The sequence below is a fragment of the Streptomyces sp. NBC_00525 genome, from assembly GCF_036346595.1.
GTDB lineage: Bacteria > Actinomycetota > Actinomycetes > Streptomycetales > Streptomycetaceae > Streptomyces.
This window is the reverse complement of record NZ_CP107834.1, coordinates 3,631,313-3,653,051: the sequence shown is the minus strand read 5'-3', so window position 1 is coordinate 3,653,051 and position 21,739 is coordinate 3,631,313. Positions and strand designations below refer to the sequence as shown.

Here is a 21,739-nt window from a genome sequence, read left to right as displayed (position 1 = left end):
TGGGCGTGGTGCGCGGGGGCGCGCATGTGTGCGCGCACGCCCCCGCGGACCGCGCCGGGCCGGTCAGGCGCGGCGGCGGGCGACCTCGTACATGACGATGCCGGCGGCGACACCGGCGTTGAGGGATTCGGCGCCGCCCGGCATGTTGATACGGACGCGGTAGTCGCAGGTCTCGCCGACCAGGCGGCCCAGGCCCTTGCCCTCGCTGCCGATGACGACGACCACGGGGCCGCCGAGGGCTTCGAGGTCCTCGACGGTGTGCTCGCCGTCGGCGGCGAGGCCGACGACGGCGATGCCCTCCTTCTTGAAGGCTTCGAGGGCGCGCGTCAGGTTGGTGACCTTGGAGACCGGGGTACGGGCGGCGGTGCCGGCCGAGGACTTCCAGGCTCCCGCGGTCATCCCGGCGGCGCGGCGCTCGGGCACGACGACGCCGTGGCCGCCGAAGGCGGAGACGGAGCGGACGATGGCGCCGAGGTTGCGCGGGTCGGTGACGCCGTCGAGGGCGACGATGAGCGGGTCCTCGCCGTTGTCGTAGGCGGCTTCGAGGAGGTCCTGCGGGTCCGCGTACTCGTAGGGCGGGACCTGGAGGACGAGGCCCTGGTGGTTGAGCCCGCCCGTCATCCGGTCGAGTTCGGGGCGGGGGGCTTCCATCAGGTTGATGTTGCCGCGCTCGCCGGCGAGCTGGAGGGCCTCGCGGACGCGCTCGTCGTTGTCGATGTACTGCTGGACGTAGAGCGTGGTGGCGGGGACGCCGTCGCGCAGGGCCTCGTAGACGGGGTTGCGGCCGACGACCATCTCGGAGGTGCCCTTGACACCGCCGCGCCGGGGGGCGGGGCGGCGGTTGGCGGCGTGCTTGGCCTGGGCGTTGGCGACGCGGTTCTTCTTGTGTCCCTTGCGGGCGGCGGCGGGCGGGGTGGGGCCCTTGCCCTCCAGGCCCCGGCGTCGCTGGCCACCGCTGCCGACCTGCGCGCCCTTCTTGTTGGACGTGCGGCGGTTCCTGCGCTGGCTGTTCCCGGCCATGACCTACCTGTTTCGTTGCTTCGTCGTGCGTACGTATAAGTGCAGTGTGCCGCCCGGCGGACCGGGCGGCATGCGGAGGAGCTACTGGCGCGGGCCGAGTGTCCACCGGGGGCCGGACGGGCTGTCCTCGATGACGAGTCCGGACTGGTTGAGCTGGTCGCGGATGGCGTCGGCGGCGGGCCAGTCCTTGCGGGCACGGGCCGACTGGCGCTGGTCGAGGACGAGTCGGACGAGGGTGTCCACGACGCCGTGGAGGTCGTCGCCGCGGTCGTTCTCGCCGGCCCAGTGGTCGTCGAGCGGGTCGAGGCCGAGGACGCCGAGCATGGCGCGGACCTCGGCGAGGCGCTCGACGGCGGCTTCCTTGTCGTCGGCGGCGAGGGCGGAGTTGCCCTGGCGGACCGTGGTGTGGACGATCGCCAGGGCCTGCGGGACGCCGAGGTCGTCGTCCATCGCCTCGGCGAAGGCCGGCGGCACCTCGGGGGCGGCGGCGACGGTCTCGCCGGCCTTCTCGGTGACCCGCTGGATGAAGCCCTCGATGCGGGCGAACGCGGACTCGGCCTCGCGCAGGGCCTCTTCGCTGTACTCGATCATCGACCGGTAGTGCGGGGTGCCCAGGTAGTAGCGCAGGACGATGGGGCGCCAGTGCTTGACCATCTCGCTGACGAGGACGGAGTTGCCGAGGGACTTCGACATCTTCTCGCCGGACATGGTGACCCAGGCGTTGTGCACCCAGTACGTCGCGAACGCGTCGCCGAACGCCTTGGCCTGGGCGATCTCGTTCTCGTGGTGCGGGAAGATCAGGTCGAGGCCGCCGCCGTGGATGTCGAAGGCGGTGCCGAGGTACTTGTGGGCCATGGCGGAGCACTCCAGGTGCCAGCCGGGGCGGCCGCGGCCCCAGGGCGTCTCCCAGCTGGGCTCGCCGGGCTTGGACGCCTTCCACATGGCGAAGTCGCGCTGGTCGCGCTTGCCGGTCTCGCCCTCGCCGGACGGCTGGCGCAGATCGTCCAGCTCCTGGTTGGACAGCTCCAGATAGCCGGGGAACGAGCGGACGTCGAAGTAGACGTTGCCGTCCGCCGCGTAGGCGTGGCCGCGCTCGATGAGGCCCCGCATCATCTCGATCATCTCGGGCACGTGCCCGGTGGCGCGGGGCTCGTAGGTGGGCGGCAGGCAGCCGAGGGCGTCGTAGCCGTCGTTGAACGCCCGCTCGTTCTCGTAGCCGATGGACCACCAGGGGCGGCCCTGTTCGGCGGACTTCGTGATGATCTTGTCGTCGATGTCGGTGACGTTCCGGACGAACGTCACGTCGTAGCCGCGGTAGGCGAACCAGCGGCGCATGATGTCGAAGTTCAGTCCGGACCTGATGTGCCCGATGTGCGGGGCGGCCTGGACGGTCGCGCCGCAGAGGTAGATCGAGACGCAACCCGTGGTGAGCGGGACGAAATCACGGATCTGCCGGGCGCTGGTGTCGTACAGGCGAATAGTCACCCCTCAAGGGTAGTGGGCCCGCACCAGTGCCCAGCGCCCCTGTGGATATTGCGGTCACAGTTGTTACGCCCGCGCGGCCGGGCCCGCTCACGGCCCGCGCCGGCCGGTCCGGCCCCTCACGGCCGCGGCCGTGAGGACGGTCAGGACGCCGAGGACGGCGAGGGCCGCGGCGGGGGCGAGTACGGCCCAGGGCGCGCGTTCGGCGTAGGGCAGGTTCTCCGAGAGCATGCGGCCCCACTCCGGCGAGGGCGGCGCGGCGCCGAGGCCGAGGAAGCCGAGCGACGCGAGGGCCAGCGCGAGCGCGGGCACGCGCAGGGCGGCGTGCCGGGCCACGGGCGGCAGGATGCCGGGCAGGAGGTGGCGGCGCAGCAGATGGAGCCGGCCCGCGCCGAGCGCGCGGGCGGCGGCGAGGTGGGGCGCGGCGCGTTCCTGGGCGCAGAGGGCGCTGGTGTGGGCGGCGATCGGGGCCCAGGCGACGGCGGTGACGGCGATCGCCGCGCTCCACGGGCCGGGTCCGGCGATCCCCGCGACGACGAGGCCGGTGAGGATCGCGGGCAGCGCGTTGGCGGTCTCGGTGAGCGCGGTGGCGCGTACGGCCCCGAGGACGAGGCCGATGACGAGGGTGGCGGTGGCGACGGCCAGCGCGGTCACCACCGTGCGGGCGGCTCCGTGGCCGAGGCGGGCGAGGACGTCGCGCCCGAGGGAGTCGGTGCCGAGGGGGTGCTCGGAGGTGGGGGCGGCGAGGCGGGCGGCGGCGTCGACGTGGAGCGGATCGCGCAGGAGGCCGGCGAGGACGGTGGCGGCGAAGAGGGCGGCGAGCAGGACGGCGCAGACGCGGAGGGCCCGGCCGGCGCGGGCGGCGGGCGGGGCCAGGGCGGGGAGGGCGCGGTCGTCCAGCGCGGGGCCGAGGAGGGCACGGGTGGCCAGGCGGGCGGCGAGCCCGGCGGCGGTGCCGAGGAGCAGCAGGACGAGGACGCAGGCCCGCAGGACGGGCAGGTCCTGGGCGATCGCGGCGGCCAGGGCGGTGGAGCCGAGGCCGGGGATGGCGTAGAGGGTCTCCACGGCGACGGCCCCGCCGGTGAGCCCGACGACGGTAAGCCCGATCTGCGGCAGCAGGCCGGGCAGGGTGCGGCGCAGCGCGTGGTGGGCGGTGCGGCGGGCGGGCAGGCCGTGTGCGGCGGCGGCGCGGGCCCAGGGTTCGGCGAATGCGGCGGGCAGGGCGTCGTCCAGGAGCCGGCCGATGAGGGCGCCCGCCGGGATGCCCATGGCGAGCGCGGGCAGCACGGCGTGCCGCGGGGTGCCCCAGCCGAGCGCGGGGAGCCAGCCGAGCTGGACGGCGACGACCGCGGCGAGCACGGCTGCGATGAGGAACTCGGGGAGCGCGGCGAGCACGGCGGCCGCGGTGCCGGCGCGGGCGGGGGCGGTGCGGCGGCGGGCTCCCCGGCGCAGGGTGCGGGCGGTGAGGGCGGCCGCGGTGAGGAGGGCGGCGGTGAGCGAGACGCCCATCAGAGCGAGGGAGACGCCGAGGGCGGACAGGGTGTCGGCGGTGAGGGGCTGTCCGGAGACCCAGGAGGTGCCGAGGTCGCCGTGGAGGAGTCCGGTGAGCCAGTCGCCGAGGAGGCGGAACGGGTTGCCGTCGAGTCCGGTTTCGGCCCGGATGGCGTCGAGGGTTTCGGCGGTGGGGGCCCGGTCCGCGTAACGGGCGTGCAGGACGGTGCGGGCGGGGTCGGTGTGGGTGAGGCGGGGCAGCAGTCCGATGACGGCGAGGACCGCGAGGAGTGCGGCGCCCCGTCCGGCGAGGTGCTTCACCCCGGTCACCCGACGCGGGTGTCGGCGGTGATGAGGGTGCGTTCCAGGGGGTCGAGGGCGACGCCGCGCACGCGGGAGTCGTCGTACCCCTGGACGAAGCGTTCGTGGACCAGCGGGACGAGAGCGTCGGTGCCGAGGACGCGGGCCTCGGCGGTCGCCACGGCGCGGCGGCGGGCGTCGGCCGACGCGGTGGCGGCGGCCTCGGCGACGGCGGCGTCGACGTGCTCGTCGCACAGCTGGGAGATGTTGAAGCTGCCGTCGCAGGTGAAGTCGGACGCCAGGTAGGAGACGGGGTCGGCGGTGTCCAGGAGGGTGTTGCGGGCCTGGATGAACGCGTCGTACTCGCCGGCGAGCGCGTCGGCCTCCATCTGGGCGTAGTCGCGGACGACCTGCTTGACGGTGAAGCCGCGCTTGCGGAGCTGTTCCTGGACCACGGTGGCGGCCTCGGGGAGTTCGGGCCGGTTGGTGTAGGTGGCGAGGACGATCTCCCCGGCCGCGGCGACCCGCGCCCGGTCGGCGGCCGCCGCCCGTCCGGTGGGGGCCTTGCGCACGGTGTCGGCCCAGGGGACGCCGGGGCCGAGGAGCCCCTGTCCGGCGTCGGCGCGGCCCTCGTAGACGGCCTTGACAAGGGCCGGGGAGTCGATGGCCTCGCGGGCGGCGGCGCGCATCGCCGGGTCGGCGAAGACGCCGCGCCGGGTGTTGAGGGAGAGGCCGTTGGTGCGGGCGGACGAGAAGGAGTGGGCGAGCCCGTCGCCGAGCAGGGAGACCTGGGAGACCGGTATGTACTCGGCGACGTCCACGGTCCCGGTGCGCAGGGCGTTGGCGCGGGCGGTGCCGTCCGCGACGAAGGTGACGTCGGCGCCGGGGGCCTCGGCCTTGCCGCCCCAGTAGGTGTCGTTGCGTTCCAGGGTGGCGCTGACGGCGCCCTTGACGGAGGTGAGGGTGAAGGGTCCGGTGGCGTGTCCGGCGGGGTTCACCCTGCCGTCCGCGTAGGCGGCGCCGGACAGGATGGCGAGGGAGGGGTTGGCGAGGCGCTGGGGTAGCAGGGGGTCGGCCTCGTCGGTGACGATCCGTACGGTGTCGGCGCCGCGTGCCGTGGCGGTGACGCCGGTGTCGGACAGGACGCGGGGGCCGGGCGACGCCTTGTCGGCGGCGTTCAGCGAGCGGGCGACCGCGGCGGCGTCCACGGCGGTGCCGTCCTGGAAGGTCGCCTTGCGCAGGGTGAAGGTCCAGGTCGTGGGGTTGTCGCGCTTCCAGGATGTGGCCAGCGCGGGCGTGGCCGCGCCCTCGCGGTTCAGGGCGGTGAGGCCCTCGATGACGGCGAGGCGGCTCAGGGTGACGGCGTCGTCCCCGTAGGGGGACATGGCCTGGGCGGGCGGGAAGGCCATGACGACCCGGAGGCGTTGCCCGTCGCCGGACGCGCCCCCGGCGTCGGAGCCGCTCGAACAGGCGGTGGCGAGCGGGACCAGGAGGGCGGTCGCGGACAGGATCAGCGGCAGCGCGGAGCGACGGCGGGGGGTGGGCATGGCGACAACCTTATATGAAAATCATTGTCATTTACTCGGCGGGGTGCGAACCGTTCACGACTCCGAGGGGCCCCCGGCCCGTGGCAGCGGCAGTTCGAAGTGGACGATGCCCTGGCCACCGCCCGGCAGCGCGCGCTCGTCGCACACCTCCCGCGCGAGGGACCGCCAGAACGGCTCGGCGCCCGGCACGGCCGGGTCCGTGTGCAGATAGACCACCTCGTAGCCGCCGGCCCGCGCCGCGAAGGCGCACAGCTCGCGCACCATGCGGCGGGCGAGGCCGTGCCTGCGGTGCTCCGGCCGCACATAGATCCGGCACAGCTGCGCCGTGGTGCCGGACGGGAAGCGGTCGGCGACCCACTGCGGATTGGGCGGCGCCTGCGGCCCCCGGTCGCGCACGGCGCCGGTGGCGACGATCTCGCCCGCGTACTCGGCCACCAGCAGGGTGCAGCGGGCCGGCCGCAGATAGGCGGCCTCCGGGTCGATGATGTCGGCGTGCCAGCGCGGCACGTAACCGGAGCGCAGATCGCGGTAGACGGTATCGAGCATCACGGCCCGCGCCCCGCCGATGTCCGCCGGCCCCGCGGCGCGCAGGACGTACTCCCCGGCACCGGCCCGCACCGCCGCGGTTCCCGTGACAGTCGTCATCCCGCAGTCCCACCGATCCTCGCCCGCCACCTCATTGCCGTACCAGCGTACGTGCGAACGATGTGCAACAAGGACGGGGGCCCGCGACGCCGGGCCGGGCGGGCCGACCGGCCGGCCCGGCCGCGTCAGCCGGTGCGGTACACCAGGGCGGTCGCGATCCCCGCGATGCCCTCGCCCCGGCCGGTGAAACCGAGCCCGTCCGACGTGGCGGCGGACAGCGAGACCGGGGCCCCGACCGCGTCCGAGAGCACCCGCTGCGCCTCGTCGCGCCGCTTGCCGATCTTCGGGCGTACGCCGACGACCTGGACGGCCACGTTGCCGATCTCGAAGCCCGCCGCCCGGACGATGCGGGCGGCCTCGGTGAGCAGGGTGACGCCCGCGGCACCGGACCACTCGGGGCGCCCGGTGCCGAAGTGCTGCCCGAGATCACCGAGACCGGCGGCGGAGAAGAGGGCGTTGCACGCGGCGTGCGCGACGACATCCGCGTCCGAGTGGCCGGCGAGCCCGGGGCCCTCGCCGTCCCAGCGCAGCCCGGCGCACCAGAGCTCGCGGCCCTCCTCGAAGGCGTGGATGTCGGTGCCGATGCCGACGAGCGGAATCACGGGCGCGGGGGCCGCGCCGGGCGCGGGGGTCCGGTCGGAAGCGGAGGCCCGGTCGGGTGCGGAGGCCCGGTCGGGCGTGGGGGTCTCAGAAGCCATCGTTCGCCCTCCTGCGTGCGAGAACCGCCTCGGCCAGGACGAGGTCCAGCGGCCGGGTCACCTTGAACGCCTCTTCATGTCCGGGCACGACGACGACCGGCTCGCCGAGCTGTTCGACCATGCCGGCGTCGTCGGTCGCGCCCTCGCCGTCCACGGCCACCTGCTCATGGGCGCGCAGCAGGGTCGCGCGGTCGAAGCCCTGCGGGGTCTGCACGGCCCGGAGCCGGGCGCGGACCGGGGTGGAGAGGACCGGCTCGGGCGCGCCGGGGGCGCCCGGCTCGACCTCCTTGACGGTGTCGGCGAGCGGCAGGGCGGGAACGACGGCCGGGGCGCCGTCGCGGACGGCCTCGATGACCGCGTCCACGGTGTCCACGGGGACGAGCGGGCGGGCCGCGTCGTGGACGAGGACGGTGGAGACGGTGTCGGGGAGGGCGTCGAGGCCCCGCTTCACGGATTCCTGGCGGGTGTCGCCGCCGGGCACGACGAGGAAGTCGGTGCGCTCGGGCAGCGCGTGCTCGTCGAGGAGGTGGCGGACCTCGGCCGCGCCCGCCGGCGGGGCGACGACGACGACGAGGGACACGTGCCGCGAGGCGGCCATGGCCCGAACGGCATGGATGAGCATGGGCGTACCGCCGAGCGCCCGGAGCGCTTTGGGGGCGCCCGGTCCGAGCCGTACGCCGCGGCCGGCCGCGGGAATCACGGCCGCCGTGCGGGAAGGTCGCGGTTGTTCAGACATCGGTTGCACTCCGAGGCTTCGGCATGTTTGTGTCCACGGCCGACGTGGGTATGGCCAGAAGCGAGCCGGGGCGCTGCGCCATGACTCGACCGGGACCCTTTCCGTGACCCCGGGCGAGCCGGAGCACGCCGTGGCCGCTCGGAGCCGGTTCCGCACGCCGGGTTCAGCAAGATCGCGAGCAACGTACCAAGGTCGAGCAACGTACCAAGGTCGTGCACCGGGACGCCGGGCACGGGCGGATGGCTGGAATTCGCCGTTGGATTGCGGTCCGGACATGCCGCAGCGCCCGACGACACACTCCCCGTACAGGGGTGGTCAGCGGGCACCGCGGCATATTCTCTACGGCCGGTGCGATCCGGCGGTCGTCACGACGACCGGTGCCGTCCGGTTCAGGACGCGAGAACCTCGTCGAGGAGGGCCTCGGCCTTGTCCTCGTTGGTGTTCTCCGCGAGGGCGAGTTCGCTCACCAGGATCTGGCGGGCCTTGGCGAGCATGCGCTTCTCACCTGCGGAGAGTCCGCGCTCACGCTCGCGGCGCCACAGGTCGCGCACCACTTCGGCGACCTTGATGACATCGCCGGACGCGAGCTTCTCGAGATTTGCCTTGTAGCGCCGGGACCAGTTCGTCGGCTCCTCGGCATACGGTGCGCGCAGCACCTCGAAGACGCGGTCCAGCCCTTCCTGCCCGACTACGTCGCGCACACCCACGAACTCCGCATTGTCCGCCGGCACACGCACCGTCAAGTCGCCCTGAGCGACCTTGAGCACCAAGTAGGTCTTGTCCACGCCTTTGATCTGGCGAGTTTCGATAGCCTCGATCAGCGCGGCCCCGTGATGGGGATAGACCACGGTGTCGCCAACCTTGAACGTCATGTGACAGGTACCCCTTCCGTGGCTATCAAGCGTAACACGAGAATCGCAACTCCTGAATGGCGTTTTCGCAGGTCAGGGCATATCTCGGGGCTTGACAACTGCGACACGGACGTGCTGCGGAGAGCCTCCGGAAGACGGTATTCGCAGGTCGGAGCCGTAGTACGGGGACAGGGAAACGCGGACCCTACACGCGCTCCGGCGCACGCCGAAGGGGGCGAAAGTCCCGTTTTGTCGGGTTCCGGTTACCGAGCTTTCCGTAGTTCGTTCGGCACTGGATCACTCGTTCGGGCGTAACTGCCGATGGCCAATGAAATTGATCAACGTACGGCCGCGCCGGGGATTATGCGCAAGGAATGCGCCACCGTCCGTGAACAGCCACGGAGCCCGCGGTGAACGCCGGGCCGGAATTTGATCACGCGCGTTTTGTGAAGAGACCGCGAATGCGTGAACACGACCGGGGCCCTGGGATCGCCGTCGCGTCAGGGGCGGGTCGGGTGCGAAGCGGCGAGGAGGGCTCGGTAACCTGGCGGCTGACAGACTCTTAGGGCGGCTTTACACCACGCGCCCGACCCGTCCGTAACCGTCCGCTCGTTCAAGGAGTTGCCGCCGCCGTGAGCCGCAGCCTTCGACACGGCGCTCTCGCCGCCACTGCCATCGCGTTCTCGATCACCGCGCTCTCCGCGTGCGCCGCGGGCAACAACGCGGCGACGCTCGGAGTCCGGCCGGACAACGCGTCCACCCAGTCCGGCGCGATCAAGGTCCAGAACGTCAACGTCATCACCCAGGCCAAGGCCAAGGCCGGCGCCCGGGGCCCGGCGGCCGTCACCGCCACGGTCTTCAACGCCGGTCCCAAGGCCGAGACCCTCGAATCCATCACCCTGACCGGTGGCAGCGGCTCGGTGCGGCTGCACGCCGCCGAGGGCTCCGGCCCGGTCGTCGTCCCGGCCGGTGGCCGGGTCATCCTCGGCGGCCAGGGCAACGCCTCCGCCGTCATCGAGAACGGCGACGAGGCCCCGAAGGACGGCGACGTCCAGCCCCTGGTCTTCAACTTCAGCGAGACGGGCGAGGTCTCCCTCGGCGCCTCCGTCGTCCCGTCGTCCGGCTACTTCAAGGACTTCGGCCCCAGCGCGCTGCCCGAGCCCCCGCAGGCGCCGGAGGCCTCGCCGTCCGCCTCCGCGACCGGCTCCGCCGCTCCCGACGCCTCCACCACCCCGTCCGGCGAGTCCTCGGCGAGCTGAGGCGTGTTCTGAAAGTCCCGCCCGCACCACGCATACGGCTGAGGCGCCTTCCCCGCCGGGGGGAGGCGCCTCAGCCGTATGCCGGCCCGCGGTTTACGGCTCGAACTTGTAGCCCAGGCCGCGCACCGTCACCAGGAACCTCGGCGCGCCCGGGTCGGGCTCGATCTTGGCGCGCAGCCGCTTCACATGAACGTCGAGGGTCTTGGTGTCGCCGACGTAGTCCGCGCCCCAGACCCGGTCGATGAGCTGCATCCGGGTCAGCACCCGGCCCGCGTTGCGCAGCAGCATCTCCAGCAGGTCGAACTCCTTGAGCGGCAGGTCGACCTTGCCGCCGGAGACCGTGACGACGTGCCGGTCCACGTCCATCCGGACCGGGCCCGCCTCCAGGGCGGCGGGCGCGACCTCCTCGGGCTCGCCCCGGCGGCGCAGCACGGCGCGGATGCGGGCGACCAGCTCGCGCGAGGAGAAGGGCTTGGTGACGTAGTCGTCGGCCCCTATCTCCAGGCCGACGACCTTGTCGATCTCACTGTCCTTCGCGGTGACCATGATCACCGGCACGTTGGAGCGGCTGCGCAGCTGGCGGCAGACCTCGGTGCCGGGGAGCCCGGGAAGCATCAGGTCGAGCAGGACGAGGTCGGCGCCGTTGCGCTCGAACTCGTCCAGGCCGTCGGGCCCGGTGGCCGCGATGGCGACCTCGAAGCCCTCCTTGCGGAGCATGTAGGACAGGACGTCGCTGAAGGATTCCTCATCCTCGACGACAAGCACTCGGGTCACGGAAGAGCCTCCGGGGAAGAAAACGGTTCGAAGGGATCGGGGGCGGCGTCCGGGTGGGACGCCTCGTCGCCGTTGACGATGAGCGGGCCGCCCGACGCGCGGTCCCGGCCGCGTGCGGAGCCCGCTTCGGGCAGCCGCAGGGTGAAGGTGGAGCCCTGTCCTTCGGAGCTCCATACGGTGACCTCCCCGCCGTGCGAGGCGGCCACGTGTTTGACGATGGCCAGGCCGAGACCCGTACCACCGGTGGCGCGTGAGCGGGCGGGATCGACGCGGTAGAAGCGTTCGAAGACCCGTTCCCGGTCCTTCTCGGAGATGCCGATGCCCTGGTCGGTCACGGCGATCTCGATCTCGTCCCCGCCGGGGACGACTACGCGGCGGGCTGCGATGCCGACGCGGGTACGGGCGGGGCTGTAGTTGACGGCGTTCTCGACGAGATTGCCGAGGGCGGCGGCGAGCTGGCCGCGATTACCCCATATCCGCAGGTCGGCGGTGCCGCCGGCGGCCATGGTGATCTGTTTGGAGCCGGCCTGCTGGCGGCAGCGGTCGATGGCCTCGGCCACCAGCTCGTCCACCCGGACCGGCTCGGCGTCCTCCAGCGGGTCGTCGTTCTGCACCCGCGAGAGGTCGATCAGCTCCTGGACGAGGTTGGTGAGCCGGGTCGCCTCGATCTGCATGCGGCGGGCGAAGTGCTCCACCGCCTCCTGGTCGTCGGAGGCGTCGAGCACGGCCTCGGAGAGCAGCGACAGGGCGCCCGTCGGCGTCTTGAGCTCATGGCTGACGTTGGCGACGAAATCGCGCCGGACCGCCTCGATGCGCCGGGCCTCGGTGAGGTCCTCGACGAGCAGCAGCACCAGCCGGGAACCCAGCGGGGCGACCCGCGCGGAGACCGCCAGGGCCTCGCCCCGGCCCGTGCCCCGGCGCGGGAGGTCCAGTTCGACCTGGCGTATCTCGCCGTCCCGCCGGGTGTCCCGCGCCATGTTGAGCATCGGTTCCACGGCGAGCCGCCCGCCCCGGACCAGCCCCAGCGCGTACGCGGCGGAGCTGGCCTTGACCACCCCGTCGCCCTCGTCCAGCACGACCGCCGATGAGCTGAGCACGGACAGGACCGTGTCGACGCCGGGGGGCAGGGGCGTGTTGCTGTCGGGCCGCAGGGAGGTGCGCGTCGGCTTCTTCTGGTCGCGCTCGCTCCAGCGGAACGCCAGCATGGCGATCACGCCGGTACCGACACCGGCGATCGCGGCAGCTGCGGCGACCGCCGCGTTCACGTCCATGTGTCCAGGTTATGCGGCTTCTCGGACACTCTCCCAGCCGTCCTGTAGCCTCCTCGGCCACTCGTCGCCCAGAGTTCACCGAGGGGCAAGAGACGGTTCACTTGGCCGGTCGGAATCCGACGCGTACGCCCGTCACGGTGATTGCCGTGGGGTTCGGAGCCGGTCGTCGGCGGCCCCCGGCCTCGGTCAAGGACTGGAGAGGGACACCCATGCGTGACGCATACCACGAGGAACTCGACTCGATCGGCGAGGGCCTGGTCGAGATGGCCCGGCTCGTCGGGTCGGCGATAGGCAGGGCGACGACGTCGATGCTCGACGCCGATCTCAAGCTCGCGGAGTCGGTGATCGCCGCCGACCAGAAGGTGGACGACCTCCAGCACGAGCTGGAGGCCCGTGCGATCGCCCTGCTGGCGCGCCAGCAGCCGGTGGCCACCGATCTGCGGATCGTGGTGACGTCGCTGCGGATGAGCGCCGACCTGGAGCGCTCGGGCGACCTCGCCCAGCACGTCGCCAAGCTGGCCCGGCTGCGGTTCCCGCAGACCACGGTCCCGCACGACCTGCACGCCACCATCCTGGAGATGGGCCAGCTCGCGCAGCGCCTGATGGCGAAGGCGGCCGAGGTGATCATCACCAAGGACGTCGACCTGGCGCTCCAGCTGGAGCAGGACGACGACGAGATGGACCTGCTGCACCGCACGCTGTTCCAGCACCTGATGGACGACCGCTGGAAGCACGGCATCGAGACGGCCGTCGACGTGACGCTGCTCGGGCGCTACTACGAGCGGTTCGCCGACCACGCGGTGTCGGTGGCCAAGCGCGTCGTCTACCTGGTGACCGGCGAGCACGCGGACGAGATCCAGCAGCCGGCCCCGGTGGAGGGCTCGTAGGCGTACGGAGGTGTTTCGTAGGCGTACCGAGGTGTGGGGCGCCCTCGGCGCGGGAAGGGCGGGGCGCGGAGAGCCGCGGCGCACGCCCGCGCGCACGGCTCGTACAGACGTTCCTGCGCAAGTGCGCCGTTGATGCGCCCGTACGGGTGGGCATGGAATGGGGTGGGGCGGCACGACGTGTCCGTACGCCCCGGTCGCGCGTCCCGCGTGGGCCTGCGGCCCGACGTACGCCTTGAGGAGGAACCATGGCCGATTCCCCCATGACCGAATCCGAGCAGGAGGCCCCTGTCGAGGTGGTGCACCTGACCGTTCTGGGCGCCTGCGGCTGCGGATCGGGCTGCGGGTGCGGCTGCCAGTCCGGTGCGCCGTGCCAGTGCGGGGGCTGCTCGGGCTGAGCCCCGGACCGTACGGGTCACGAGGGCGATGCCTCCGCCTTCGTGACCCGTACCCCGGTCTCCGGCGCGGGCACGGTCTCCTGCGGGCCGCCGGTCCCCGTCGCGGGCAGCCCGCGCATGAGCAGCCAGTACCCGGCGGCCGCGACGGTGCCCAGGACGGCGCAGGTCGCCCACAGCCAGCCGGCGCCGAAGTGGTCGATGACCACACCGGACATCAGGGGCGCGATCAGCGCGGCGGCCGACCAGGACAGCGTGTACATCCCCTGGTAGCGGCCCCGGCCGTGCGCGGGCGACAGCTGGACGATCAGGCCGTTCTGCACGGGCGCGTTGATGATCTCGGCGACGGTCCACACGCAGATGGTCAGCGCGTACACGCCGACCGAGCCGGCGAAGGCGGTCAGCCCGAACCCGTACCCCGCGAGCAGCGAGGAGGCGACCAGCAGCAGGCGCGGGTCGCGGCTCTGGATGAACCGGGTGACGGGGATCTGGAGCACGACGATGAGGACGCCGTTGACGGCGATCGCCGTGCCGAAGTCGGAGCTGCTGAGCCCGTCCGTGCCCATCGCCACCGGCAGGCCCACGTACCCCTGCTGGAAGATGAGCGCGATCACGAACGACAGGCCGACGACGCCCATGAACCGGCCGTCGCGCAGCACGGTGGAGAGCCGTACGCCGTCGTCCGCCGCGGACCCGCCGGCCGCGGGAGCGCCGGAGCGCTCCGGCCGGGATTCGGGCACCTTCAGGAAGACGACGATCGCGCAGACCAGCGTCATGGCGGCCTCGCCGACGAAGCCCGCGAGGTAGCTGTACTCGGCGATGAACCCGGCGCCGGCGGAGGAGACCGCGAAGCCGAGGTTGATGGCCCAGTAGTTGAGCGAGAAGGCCCGCACCCGGTCCTCGGCGGGCACGATGTCGGCGATCATCGCCTGGACCGCCGGGCGGGACGCGTTGCTCGCCATGCCGACGAGGAAGGCGACCCCGGCGATGGCCACCGGATGCGTCATGAAGCCGAGCACGGCGACGGACGCGGCGGTGGCGAGCTGGGCGACCAGCATGGTGGGGCGGCGCCCGAAACGGTCCGTCATCACCCCGGCCCCGAGCGAAGACACGACCCCGCCGAGCCCGTGCAGGGCGGCGACGAGACCGGCGTACGAGGCGGAGTAGCCGCGGTCCAGGGTCAGATAGAGCGCCATGAAGGTGGCGACGAACGCCCCGAGGCGGTTGACCAGGGTGCTGGTCCACAGCCACCAGAACTCCCGAGGGAGGCCGGAGACCGTCTCCCGGGTGGCCCGGGCGGCTCGTCCGAGACCGGTGGCAGACATACGGGTTCCCCCCGGGGACGTACGAAGGTTGGAGCCGGGGCGTAAGCGGCCCATCGGCGCTCCGAACATTACGAATCCGAAGGGTTCCCGGGCCACTCGATTGACGGCCGCCGTCAAACGTCGAGGGCCGTCCCGCTCCCCTGTCCGCCCTGTGACCGGTCGCGCGCCACCGGGACGGGTTCGATTACGCTCGGACTCATGGCCGACGCACCGTACAAGCTGATCCTCCTCCGCCACGGCGAGAGCGAATGGAACGCGAAGAACCTGTTCACCGGTTGGGTGGACGTCAACCTCACCGAGAAGGGCGAGAAGGAGGCGGTCCGCGGCGGTGAGCTGCTGAAGGACGCCGGTCTGCTCCCCGATGTGCTGCACACCTCGCTCCAGAAGCGCGCCATCCGCACCGCCCAGCTCGCCCTGGAGGCCGCGGACCGCCACTGGATTCCCGTACACCGCTCCTGGCGTCTGAACGAGCGCCACTACGGCGCCCTCCAGGGCAAGGACAAGGCCCAGACGCTCGCCGAGTTCGGCGAGGAGCAGTTCATGCTCTGGCGCCGCTCGTACGACACCCCGCCGCCCGCCCTGGAGGACGGCACCGAGTTCTCGCAGAGCGGCGACGCGCGCTACGCGACGATCCCGCCGGAGCTGCGCCCGCGCACGGAGTGCCTCAAGGACGTCGTCACGCGCATGCTGCCGTACTGGTACGACGGCATCGTCCCGGACCTCCTGACCGGCCGCACGGTCCTGGTCGCCGCCCACGGCAACAGCCTCCGCGCCCTGGTCAAGCACCTCGACGGCATCTCCGACGCCGACATCGCGGGCCTGAACATCCCCACGGGCATCCCGCTCTTCTACGAGCTCGACGCCGAGTTCCGCCCCCTGAACCCGGGCGGCACCTACCTCGACGCGGACGCCGCCAAGGCCGCCATCGAGGCCGTGAAGAACCAGGGCAAGAAGTAACAACCTGCCCGAAGAGCCCCCCGTTCGCGGATCGCTCCGCGAACGGGGGGCTCTTCGCTGCCCGGAGCCTCGGGCCCGTGTGACGCCGCTCACCCCTCGCCGTACGCTGTGCGGCATGCGGGGAAGAGTGGGAGGGCGGTCATGGGTGAGCCTTTGAAGACCTTTGTCGGGGGTGCCGAGGTCGAGGTGCCCAACAGCATCCCGGCCATCCGGGACGCGTTGCCCGAGGGGCGGCGGGCGGAGTTCGACCGGGCCATCAACGAGGCCGGGGTGCACGAGATCCAGGCCGTGATGCGGCACTGGATGCTGGAGGCCGTCCCCGATCCGGAGGCCGAGCGGATTCTGGACCGGCTGGCGCGGGACGAGGCCGAGAGGCGGAGCGTCGCTTGAGCTTCCGGATCTCCTTCGCACCGCCCGCCGACGACACCCTGGCGAAGATGCGGGACGGTGACGCCTTCCGGGACCGGATGGCGGCCACCCTGGGGGCCGAGCCGTACGGGCACGGCTCGACCGCCGTCAAGGGGGAGCACGACCGCCGTGAGGCGACGGTCGCCGGGGCGATCGTGCTCTACTACGTCTCCGGGTCGGTCCTGACCGTCACCGTCGTACGGCTCGTCCCGCTGCCCTGAGCACGCGTCAGGCGAGCTTCTTGGCCTGGGCGTCGACGACCGCGGTCGGCAGGTCGAAGTCCTTGCCGGTGCCCGCGGCCGCGAGGTTCATGGCGCTGAACGAGGCCAGCGTGCTGCCCTGGCGCAGCGCGACGAGCTTGAGCGCCATGTTCCCGTCGTCCGCCTTGATCGTGACCGTCCAGGCGCCGGCCTCCTCGCCGCCCTCGACCTTCTCCTCCTGGACCTTGGTGACCTTCTGCTTGTCACCGGCGGCGGTGATCGTGAAGCCGCCCGCGCAGTCGGTCGCGGCGGTGCGCAGGGAGGCCAGCGTCTCCTCGGCACCCTTGCCCTCGTAGGAGGCGAGCGTGGTCATGGTCGTCGTGATGTCGAAGGCGGCGCCGAACGCCTCGTCGAGGTCCTCGCTGTCCTTGGCGGCGTCCGCCTTCGGCTCGCTGATCACCTTGCGCTGCGTGGAGGCGGCGGGCGAACCGGCCTTGGCGCCCATCAGCAGGTCGGCGAGGACGTCGCAGGACTCCTTGTCCGCGGTGACGTCCTTGGCGTCGATCTTGTCGACCGCGCCGGCCTTCGTGACCTTGTGGCCCTTGACGTCACCCTGCTCGAGCGAGACCTTCTCCAGCTCGGCGGCGGACAGCACCTTCGCGGCGGGCTGGTCCGCGCCCTTGTCGGCGGCCTTCTCCGAAGGCTGGGCCGACGAGCCGGCCGCCTTGCCGCTGTCCTTGTCGTCGTTGTCCGAACCGCAGGCGGCGGTGAACAGGGCGAGGGACATCACGGTGGCGGCAACGGCGGTACGGCGTATGGCAGTGGGTCGCATGGACCGTCCTTCTGTCTCAAGGTGTTTCGCCCGCACGTGAGCAGCCGCACCGGGTTCGGCGCGGCCTGAAATGGGGGGTGTTCGTGGGGTGAGCCAACTCTATGAGCCCGCTGTGGTTTGGCAATCCTTTACCTTGGGCATTGCAGCTGATCGTGACGTCGTCGTGATCAGTTCGCGCCCATTGCCAAGGCGAAACGGTCTTACCGGCCGTACGGGATGACGCGCGGTCAGCCGGCGGGGCGCTGTGTGAGGTGGGCGAACGCGTCCAGATTGCGGGTGGATTCACCGCGCGAGACCCGCCAGGCGTACTCCTTGCGGATCGCGGTCGCGAAGCCGATTTCCAGGAGCGAGTTGAACGCGCCGTCCGCCGCCTCCAGGACGGAGCCGAGCAGCCGGTCCACCTCGTCGGGCGTCACCACGGAGAGCGGCAGCTTGCCGGTGAGGTAGATGTCCCCGAGCCGGTCGATCGCGTAACCGACGCCGAACAGGCGCAGATTGCGCTCCAGCAGCCAGCGGTGCACCGCCGCGTCGTTCTCGTCGGGGTGGCGGATGACGAACGCGTTGAGGGAGAGGCTGTGCGCGCCGACGATCAGCGAGCAGGTGGTGGCGAGCTTGCGGGTACCGGGGAGCTGGACGACGTAGTTGCCGGGGGCGGGGCTCTCCCAGTCGAGCCCGGCATCCGCGAACACCGCTTCGAGGACCTGCGCGGCGCGGACGCCCTCGTCGTCTGCCGGTACGGGTGCGTCAGCCATGTTTCGAGCGTACGTCAGCCGGTGAGGCCGCGCGGTCGGGGGCGGGTGCGGTGGGGGTTCACGGGTGCGGTGGGGTCGGGGTTACGGGCGCGGTGGGGGTTACGGGAGGCGGGTGCGGGTACGCCTGCGGTGGCCCTGGACCGCCGCCGTGTACACCTCGGCCGTACCGGCCGCCGCCGTGTCCCAGCCGAACCGCTGCGCGTGCTCCGCCGCAGCCTCGCCCATCCGGGCGACCAGCTCCGGCGCCGCCGCGAACCGCTCCAGCGCCCGCGCGTACGCCGCCGGCTCGTGCCCCGGTATCAGGAAGCCGCTCACCCCGTCGCGCACGGCCACCGGAAGGCCGCCCACCGCCGCCGCGACGACCGGCGTGCCGGCCGCCTGGGCCTCGACGGCGACCAGGCCGAAGGACTCGCTGTACGAGGGCATGACCAGCACGGACGCGGCCCGGAACCAGTCGGCGAGCTGGTCCTGCCCGACCGGCGGGTGGAACCGTACGACGTCCGCGATGCCCAGCCGGGCCGCGAGCTTCTGCAGCCCCTCCGGCTTGGCGAGACCGCTGCCGCTGGGCCCGCCGACGACGGGCACCACCACGCGGGAGCGCAGCGCGGGGTTGCGGTCGAGCAGCACGGCGACGGCGCGCAGCAGCACGTCCGGGGCCTTCAGCGGCTGTATGCGGCCCGCGAAGAGCGGGATCAGGGCGTCCTGCGGAAGGCCGAGGCGGGCGCGGGCGGCGGCGCGGCCGTCGGCCGGGCGGAAGCGGTCGAGGTTGACGCCGGGGTGGACGACGGCGACGGAGCGCGGGTCGGCGTCGTAGAAGCGGACGAGTTCGTCGGCCTCCTCGGCGGTGTTCGCGATGAGCCGGTCGGCGGCGTCGACGATCTGGGTCTCGCCGATGACGCGGGCGGCGGGCTCGGGGGTGTCGCCCTCGGCGAGCGCGGCGTTCTTCACCTTCGCCATGGTGTGCATGGCGTGGACGAGGGGTACGCCCCAGCGCTGCGCGGCGAGCCAGCCGACGTGTCCGGAGAGCCAGTAGTGGGAATGCACGAGGTCGTAGTAGCCGGGGCGCTGACCGGCCCACGCCTGCATCACGCCGTGCGTGAAGGCGCAGAGCTGGGCGGGCAGCTCCTCCTTGGCCAGTCCCTCGTACGGTCCCGCGTCCACGTGCCGGACGAGGACGCCGGGCGCCAGTTCCACGGCGGCGGGCAGCCCGCCGGTGGTGGAGCGGGTGAAGATCTCGACCTCGATGTTGATCGCGGCGAGCCGCCTGGCCAGCTCCACGATGTACACGTTCATGCCGCCGGCGTCGCCCGTCCCCGGCTGGTGCAGCGGGGAGGTGTGCACGGACAGCATCGCGATGCGGCGCGGCCTGCGATGGCCCGCGGCGAAGGAGCCGGCGAGTCCTGCGGGGAACCTGCGACGCGGTGCGCCACGGCTGGTGCCGAGCCGAGAGACGTACTGGGTCACGTCGTCCGTCCTCCTCGCTGGGCCCCGGTACCGGCACGGTTCACGGCATGGCACCGAAGGGCGCACGATCCCTTCGAAGGTGGCGAACAGCGGCGGCCGCCCTTTTCATTTCCACTTTGCCGAATCGTTACGGCAGAAAGCTGGCGCGTCGCCCCGATCATCGCCCGACCGCCCGGCGACCGCATCCGCCCGGATCGTTACGCTCGGTGCCATGCGCCCGATCGGCACCGCGACGCGCGGGACCACCAATCCGAACCGGCTGCGCCGCATGGACCGCTGGATCGCCGCCACGCACGGCCCCGCCCTGCGCCGCGCCGACGCCCCCGTCGCCGTCGACCTCGGTTACGGGGCGGCGCCCTGGACCGCCGTCGAGCTGCTGGCCCGTCTGCGCACCGCCGAGCCGCGCACGGAGGTGGTCGGCATCGAGATCTCCCCGGACCGGGTGGCCGCCGCGCAGCCGTACGCGCGCGAGGGCCTGGCCTTCCTGCACGGCGGCTTCGAGATCCCGCTGCCCCGCCGGCCGGTGCTGATCCGGGCGGCCAATGTGCTGCGCCAGTACGACGAGGGTGAGGTGGCCGCCGTCTGGCAGCGGCTGTGCGGCCGGCTGGCGCCGGACGGGCTGCTGGTGGAGGGCACCTGCGACGAGATCGGGCGCCGGCATGTGTGGGTGGCGCTCGGGCCCGGGGGTCCGCGCACGGTGACCTTCGCGACCCGGCTCGGCTCGCTGGACCGGCCGTCCGATCTCGCCGAACGGCTGCCGAAGGCGCTCATCCACCGCAATGTGCCGGGCGAGCGGGTGCACGCGTTCCTGCGCGACTTCGACCGGGCGTGGGCGGCGGCCGCGCCGTACGCGTCGCTGGGGGCCCGGCAGCGCTGGATCACGGCGGTGCGGTCGCTCTCGGCCGACTGGCCGCTGACGGACGGGGTACGGCGCTGGCGCCAGGGCGAGGTGACGGTGGAGTGGGCGGCGCTGGAGCCCAGGGGGGCGTGAGAGGCGCGTTCACGGGTGGTCGTGGTGCGCCGTTTCGCGCCGGGATTCACCCATGAGGTGGGAACGGCGGACGGCGATCGTTCGTCGGAGTCAGTGGGCACCGGAATCGCGGGGGCGGCGGGGAGCGACGGACGGGGTGTGCGGGTGCCCGACGGCCGGGGTGTATCGGCCTCTGTTGCTTTTCGGTACGGCGTGGCACGATCGCGCCAGCGCTACATGTTACTGACGGTTAATCAGGTTATTTGGGAACTGCTCGACCGGTTGGGAACCGCTCGGAGGGGGAGCTCGTGTACCGACGCCATTGTGGAGCCGCCGCGATCACTCTGGTCTGCGCGCTGGCGGTCCTCGCCTCGCCGGTCCAGGCATTCGCCGCCCCGGCACTGCCGGGGCCGGCCGATCCGCCCGTCCCCTCCGCGACACCGGCGGCGCCCGGCGGGAAGAGCCTCGAAGAGGTGCGCCTGGAGATCGACGAGCTGTACCGCCGGGCGGGCGCCGCCACGGACGCGTACAACCTCGCCGAGGAGAAGGCCGAGAAGCAGTCGGGCGAACTGGTCGAGCTGGCGCAGTCGATAGTCGAGGGCCGGGAGAAGATCGCCGAGCTCAAGGACCGGGCGGGCGCCCAGGCCCGCGAGCAGTACCGCAACGCCGGGCTCCCGCCGGGCGCCCGGCTCATGCTCAGCGGCGACCCGCAGCTGTTCCTCGACGGAATCAACCGCGCCCGCCAGGGCCAGCAGGCCACCAAGGACCTCCTGGGTGAACTGACCAGAACCCAGCAGGACGTGGAGACGTACACCAAGGACGCCGGCACCAACTGGAAGAAGCTGGAAGCCGACCGCGTCAAGCAGGCCAAGGCCAAGAAGAAGATCAACGCGCAGATAGCGGCGGCGAAGAAGCTGGAGTCGCGGCTGGAGAAGGAGGAGCGCGCCCGTCTCCGCACGCTGGAGCGGGAAGCCGCCCAACAGGCGCAGAACGCCTGGCTCGGCTCCGGCGCGCTCAAGGAGATCAACCGCGAGGCGAGCCCGCTCGGCAAGAAGGCCGTGGCCTTCGCCACCGCGCAGATCGGCAAGCCGTACGTGTGGGGGGCGGAGGGCCCCAAGTCGTACGACTGCTCCGGGCTGACGTCCCAGGCGTGGGCGGCGGCGGGCCGCCCCATCCCGCGCACCTCGCAGGAACAGTGGCGACTCCTGCCGCACATCGCCATCCGGGACATGCGCCCCGGCGACCTGATCATTTACCACGCCGACGCGACGCACGTCGGCATGTACGTGGGCGACGGCCGGATCGTGCACGCCCCCCGCCCCGGCCGCGACGTCACCCTCGCGGGCGCGGGCTCCATGCGAATACTCGGCGTGGTCCGTCCCGACGCGTAGGAGGCCTCGGGCGGACGGCGGCGGCGTGAGGTTCGTCATGCCGCCGAGGGCACGCCGGGGGTGCTTCGAGGGCACGTCGAGGGCGGC

Annotated in this window: 22 protein-coding genes; 8 read left to right on the top strand and 14 right to left on the bottom strand. The window is 72.5% G+C overall.

What is annotated here, in order from left to right:
- Positions 1-63: 63 nt before the first annotated feature.
- The 8 genes from rlmB to OG710_RS16090 all read right to left on the bottom strand — a co-directional run bounded on the left by rlmB (position 64) and on the right by OG710_RS16090 (position 8,791).
- A complete protein-coding gene (gene rlmB / locus OG710_RS16125; RefSeq protein ID WP_330239940.1) occupies positions 64-1,020 on the bottom strand; it encodes a 23S rRNA (guanosine(2251)-2'-O)-methyltransferase RlmB in 957 nt (318 codons plus the stop codon).
- Positions 1,021-1,101: 81 nt separating this feature from the next.
- Positions 1,102-2,505 carry a cysteine--tRNA ligase gene (cysS, locus tag OG710_RS16120; protein WP_330239939.1) on the bottom strand — a complete coding sequence of 468 codons (1,404 nt, stop codon included), beginning with the start codon at positions 2,503-2,505 and terminating at the stop codon, positions 1,102-1,104.
- An 87-nt stretch (positions 2,506-2,592) separates the two neighbouring features.
- Complete coding sequence (locus OG710_RS16115) at positions 2,593-4,314, bottom strand: ABC transporter permease subunit (RefSeq protein ID WP_330242263.1); 1,722 nt, start codon at positions 4,312-4,314, stop codon at positions 2,593-2,595.
- A gap of 5 nt (positions 4,315-4,319) precedes the next feature.
- Positions 4,320-5,840 carry an ABC transporter substrate-binding protein gene (locus OG710_RS16110; RefSeq protein ID WP_330239938.1) on the bottom strand — a complete coding sequence of 507 codons (1,521 nt, stop codon included), beginning with the start codon at positions 5,838-5,840 and terminating at the stop codon, positions 4,320-4,322.
- A gap of 54 nt (positions 5,841-5,894) precedes the next feature.
- Positions 5,895-6,485: a GNAT family N-acetyltransferase gene (locus tag OG710_RS16105; RefSeq protein WP_330239937.1), complete on the bottom strand. Its 591-nt coding sequence runs from the start codon at positions 6,483-6,485 to the stop codon at positions 5,895-5,897.
- A 125-nt stretch (positions 6,486-6,610) separates the two neighbouring features.
- Positions 6,611-7,183 (bottom strand): 2-C-methyl-D-erythritol 2,4-cyclodiphosphate synthase, encoded by a 573-nt coding sequence (gene ispF / locus OG710_RS16100; protein WP_330239936.1) that lies wholly within the window; start codon positions 7,181-7,183, stop codon positions 6,611-6,613.
- On the bottom strand, positions 7,173-7,919 hold the full coding sequence (gene ispD / locus OG710_RS16095; protein WP_330239935.1) for a 2-C-methyl-D-erythritol 4-phosphate cytidylyltransferase: 747 nt from the start codon (positions 7,917-7,919) through the stop codon (positions 7,173-7,175). Before ispD ends, ispF begins: the two co-directional genes overlap by 11 nt.
- A gap of 389 nt (positions 7,920-8,308) precedes the next feature.
- Positions 8,309-8,791, bottom strand: a complete 483-nt coding sequence (locus OG710_RS16090) for a CarD family transcriptional regulator (RefSeq protein ID WP_006380568.1) — start codon at positions 8,789-8,791, stop codon at positions 8,309-8,311.
- Positions 8,792-9,402: 611 nt separating this feature from the next.
- Here OG710_RS16090 and OG710_RS16085 point away from each other — a divergent pair.
- Positions 9,403-10,029, top strand: a complete 627-nt coding sequence (locus OG710_RS16085) for a DUF461 domain-containing protein (RefSeq protein WP_330239934.1) — start codon at positions 9,403-9,405, stop codon at positions 10,027-10,029.
- A gap of 93 nt (positions 10,030-10,122) precedes the next feature.
- Here the strand turns inward: OG710_RS16085 and OG710_RS16080 are convergent, their stop codons facing one another.
- Together OG710_RS16080 and OG710_RS16075 are read right to left on the bottom strand one after the other, a co-directional pair.
- Positions 10,123-10,803, bottom strand: coding sequence for a response regulator transcription factor (locus OG710_RS16080; protein WP_018519642.1), 681 nt, complete (start codon positions 10,801-10,803; stop codon positions 10,123-10,125).
- The gene (locus tag OG710_RS16075) at positions 10,800-12,074 is read right to left on the bottom strand and encodes a sensor histidine kinase (RefSeq protein WP_330239933.1); all 1,275 of its coding nucleotides are present in this window, start codon (positions 12,072-12,074) and stop codon (positions 10,800-10,802) included. Before OG710_RS16075 ends, OG710_RS16080 begins: the two co-directional genes overlap by 4 nt.
- 209 nt (positions 12,075-12,283) lie before the next feature.
- Here OG710_RS16075 and phoU point away from each other — a divergent pair, with 209 nt between their 5' ends.
- Both phoU and OG710_RS16065 read left to right on the top strand, forming a co-directional pair.
- On the top strand, positions 12,284-12,961 hold the full coding sequence (phoU, locus tag OG710_RS16070; protein WP_111336599.1) for a phosphate signaling complex protein PhoU: 678 nt from the start codon (positions 12,284-12,286) through the stop codon (positions 12,959-12,961).
- 245 nt (positions 12,962-13,206) lie between these two features.
- Positions 13,207-13,356 (top strand): hypothetical protein, encoded by a 150-nt coding sequence (locus tag OG710_RS16065; RefSeq protein WP_199564815.1) that lies wholly within the window; start codon positions 13,207-13,209, stop codon positions 13,354-13,356.
- Between the two features lie 17 nt (positions 13,357-13,373).
- Here OG710_RS16065 and OG710_RS16060 read toward each other — a convergent pair whose 3' ends face one another.
- Positions 13,374-14,678 (bottom strand): MDR family MFS transporter, encoded by a 1,305-nt coding sequence (locus OG710_RS16060; RefSeq protein WP_330239932.1) that lies wholly within the window; start codon positions 14,676-14,678, stop codon positions 13,374-13,376.
- 198 nt (positions 14,679-14,876) lie between these two features.
- On the opposite strand from OG710_RS16060, the gene OG710_RS16055 reads away from it, so the two are divergent.
- The 3 genes from OG710_RS16055 to OG710_RS16045 all read left to right on the top strand — a co-directional run bounded on the left by OG710_RS16055 (position 14,877) and on the right by OG710_RS16045 (position 16,264).
- Complete coding sequence (locus tag OG710_RS16055) at positions 14,877-15,635, top strand: phosphoglyceromutase (protein ID WP_330239931.1); 759 nt, start codon at positions 14,877-14,879, stop codon at positions 15,633-15,635.
- Between the two features lie 141 nt (positions 15,636-15,776).
- The gene (locus OG710_RS16050) at positions 15,777-16,025 is read left to right on the top strand and encodes a hypothetical protein (protein WP_111336593.1); all 249 of its coding nucleotides are present in this window, start codon (positions 15,777-15,779) and stop codon (positions 16,023-16,025) included.
- Positions 16,022-16,264 carry a hypothetical protein gene (locus tag OG710_RS16045; protein ID WP_111336591.1) on the top strand — a complete coding sequence of 81 codons (243 nt, stop codon included), beginning with the start codon at positions 16,022-16,024 and terminating at the stop codon, positions 16,262-16,264. Before OG710_RS16050 ends, OG710_RS16045 begins: the two co-directional genes overlap by 4 nt.
- Before the next feature lie 7 nt (positions 16,265-16,271).
- Here the strand turns inward: OG710_RS16045 and OG710_RS16040 are convergent, their stop codons facing one another.
- The 3 genes from OG710_RS16040 to mshA form a co-directional block, all read right to left on the bottom strand.
- Entirely contained in the window at positions 16,272-17,075 is an 804-nt protein-coding gene (locus OG710_RS16040; RefSeq protein ID WP_330239930.1) for a hypothetical protein, read from the bottom strand.
- Between the two features lie 227 nt (positions 17,076-17,302).
- On the bottom strand, positions 17,303-17,827 hold the full coding sequence (locus tag OG710_RS16035; protein ID WP_111336587.1) for a YbjN domain-containing protein: 525 nt from the start codon (positions 17,825-17,827) through the stop codon (positions 17,303-17,305).
- A gap of 99 nt (positions 17,828-17,926) precedes the next feature.
- Positions 17,927-19,291: a D-inositol-3-phosphate glycosyltransferase gene (mshA, locus tag OG710_RS16030; protein WP_111336585.1), complete on the bottom strand. Its 1,365-nt coding sequence runs from the start codon at positions 19,289-19,291 to the stop codon at positions 17,927-17,929.
- A gap of 211 nt (positions 19,292-19,502) precedes the next feature.
- Between mshA and OG710_RS16025 the strand changes: the two genes are divergently transcribed.
- Both OG710_RS16025 and OG710_RS16020 read left to right on the top strand, forming a co-directional pair.
- Positions 19,503-20,282 (top strand): class I SAM-dependent methyltransferase, encoded by a 780-nt coding sequence (locus OG710_RS16025; protein WP_111336583.1) that lies wholly within the window; start codon positions 19,503-19,505, stop codon positions 20,280-20,282.
- Positions 20,283-20,569: 287 nt separating this feature from the next.
- Positions 20,570-21,652: a C40 family peptidase gene (locus OG710_RS16020; protein ID WP_330239929.1), complete on the top strand. Its 1,083-nt coding sequence runs from the start codon at positions 20,570-20,572 to the stop codon at positions 21,650-21,652.
- Positions 21,653-21,739: the final 87 nt, after the last annotated feature.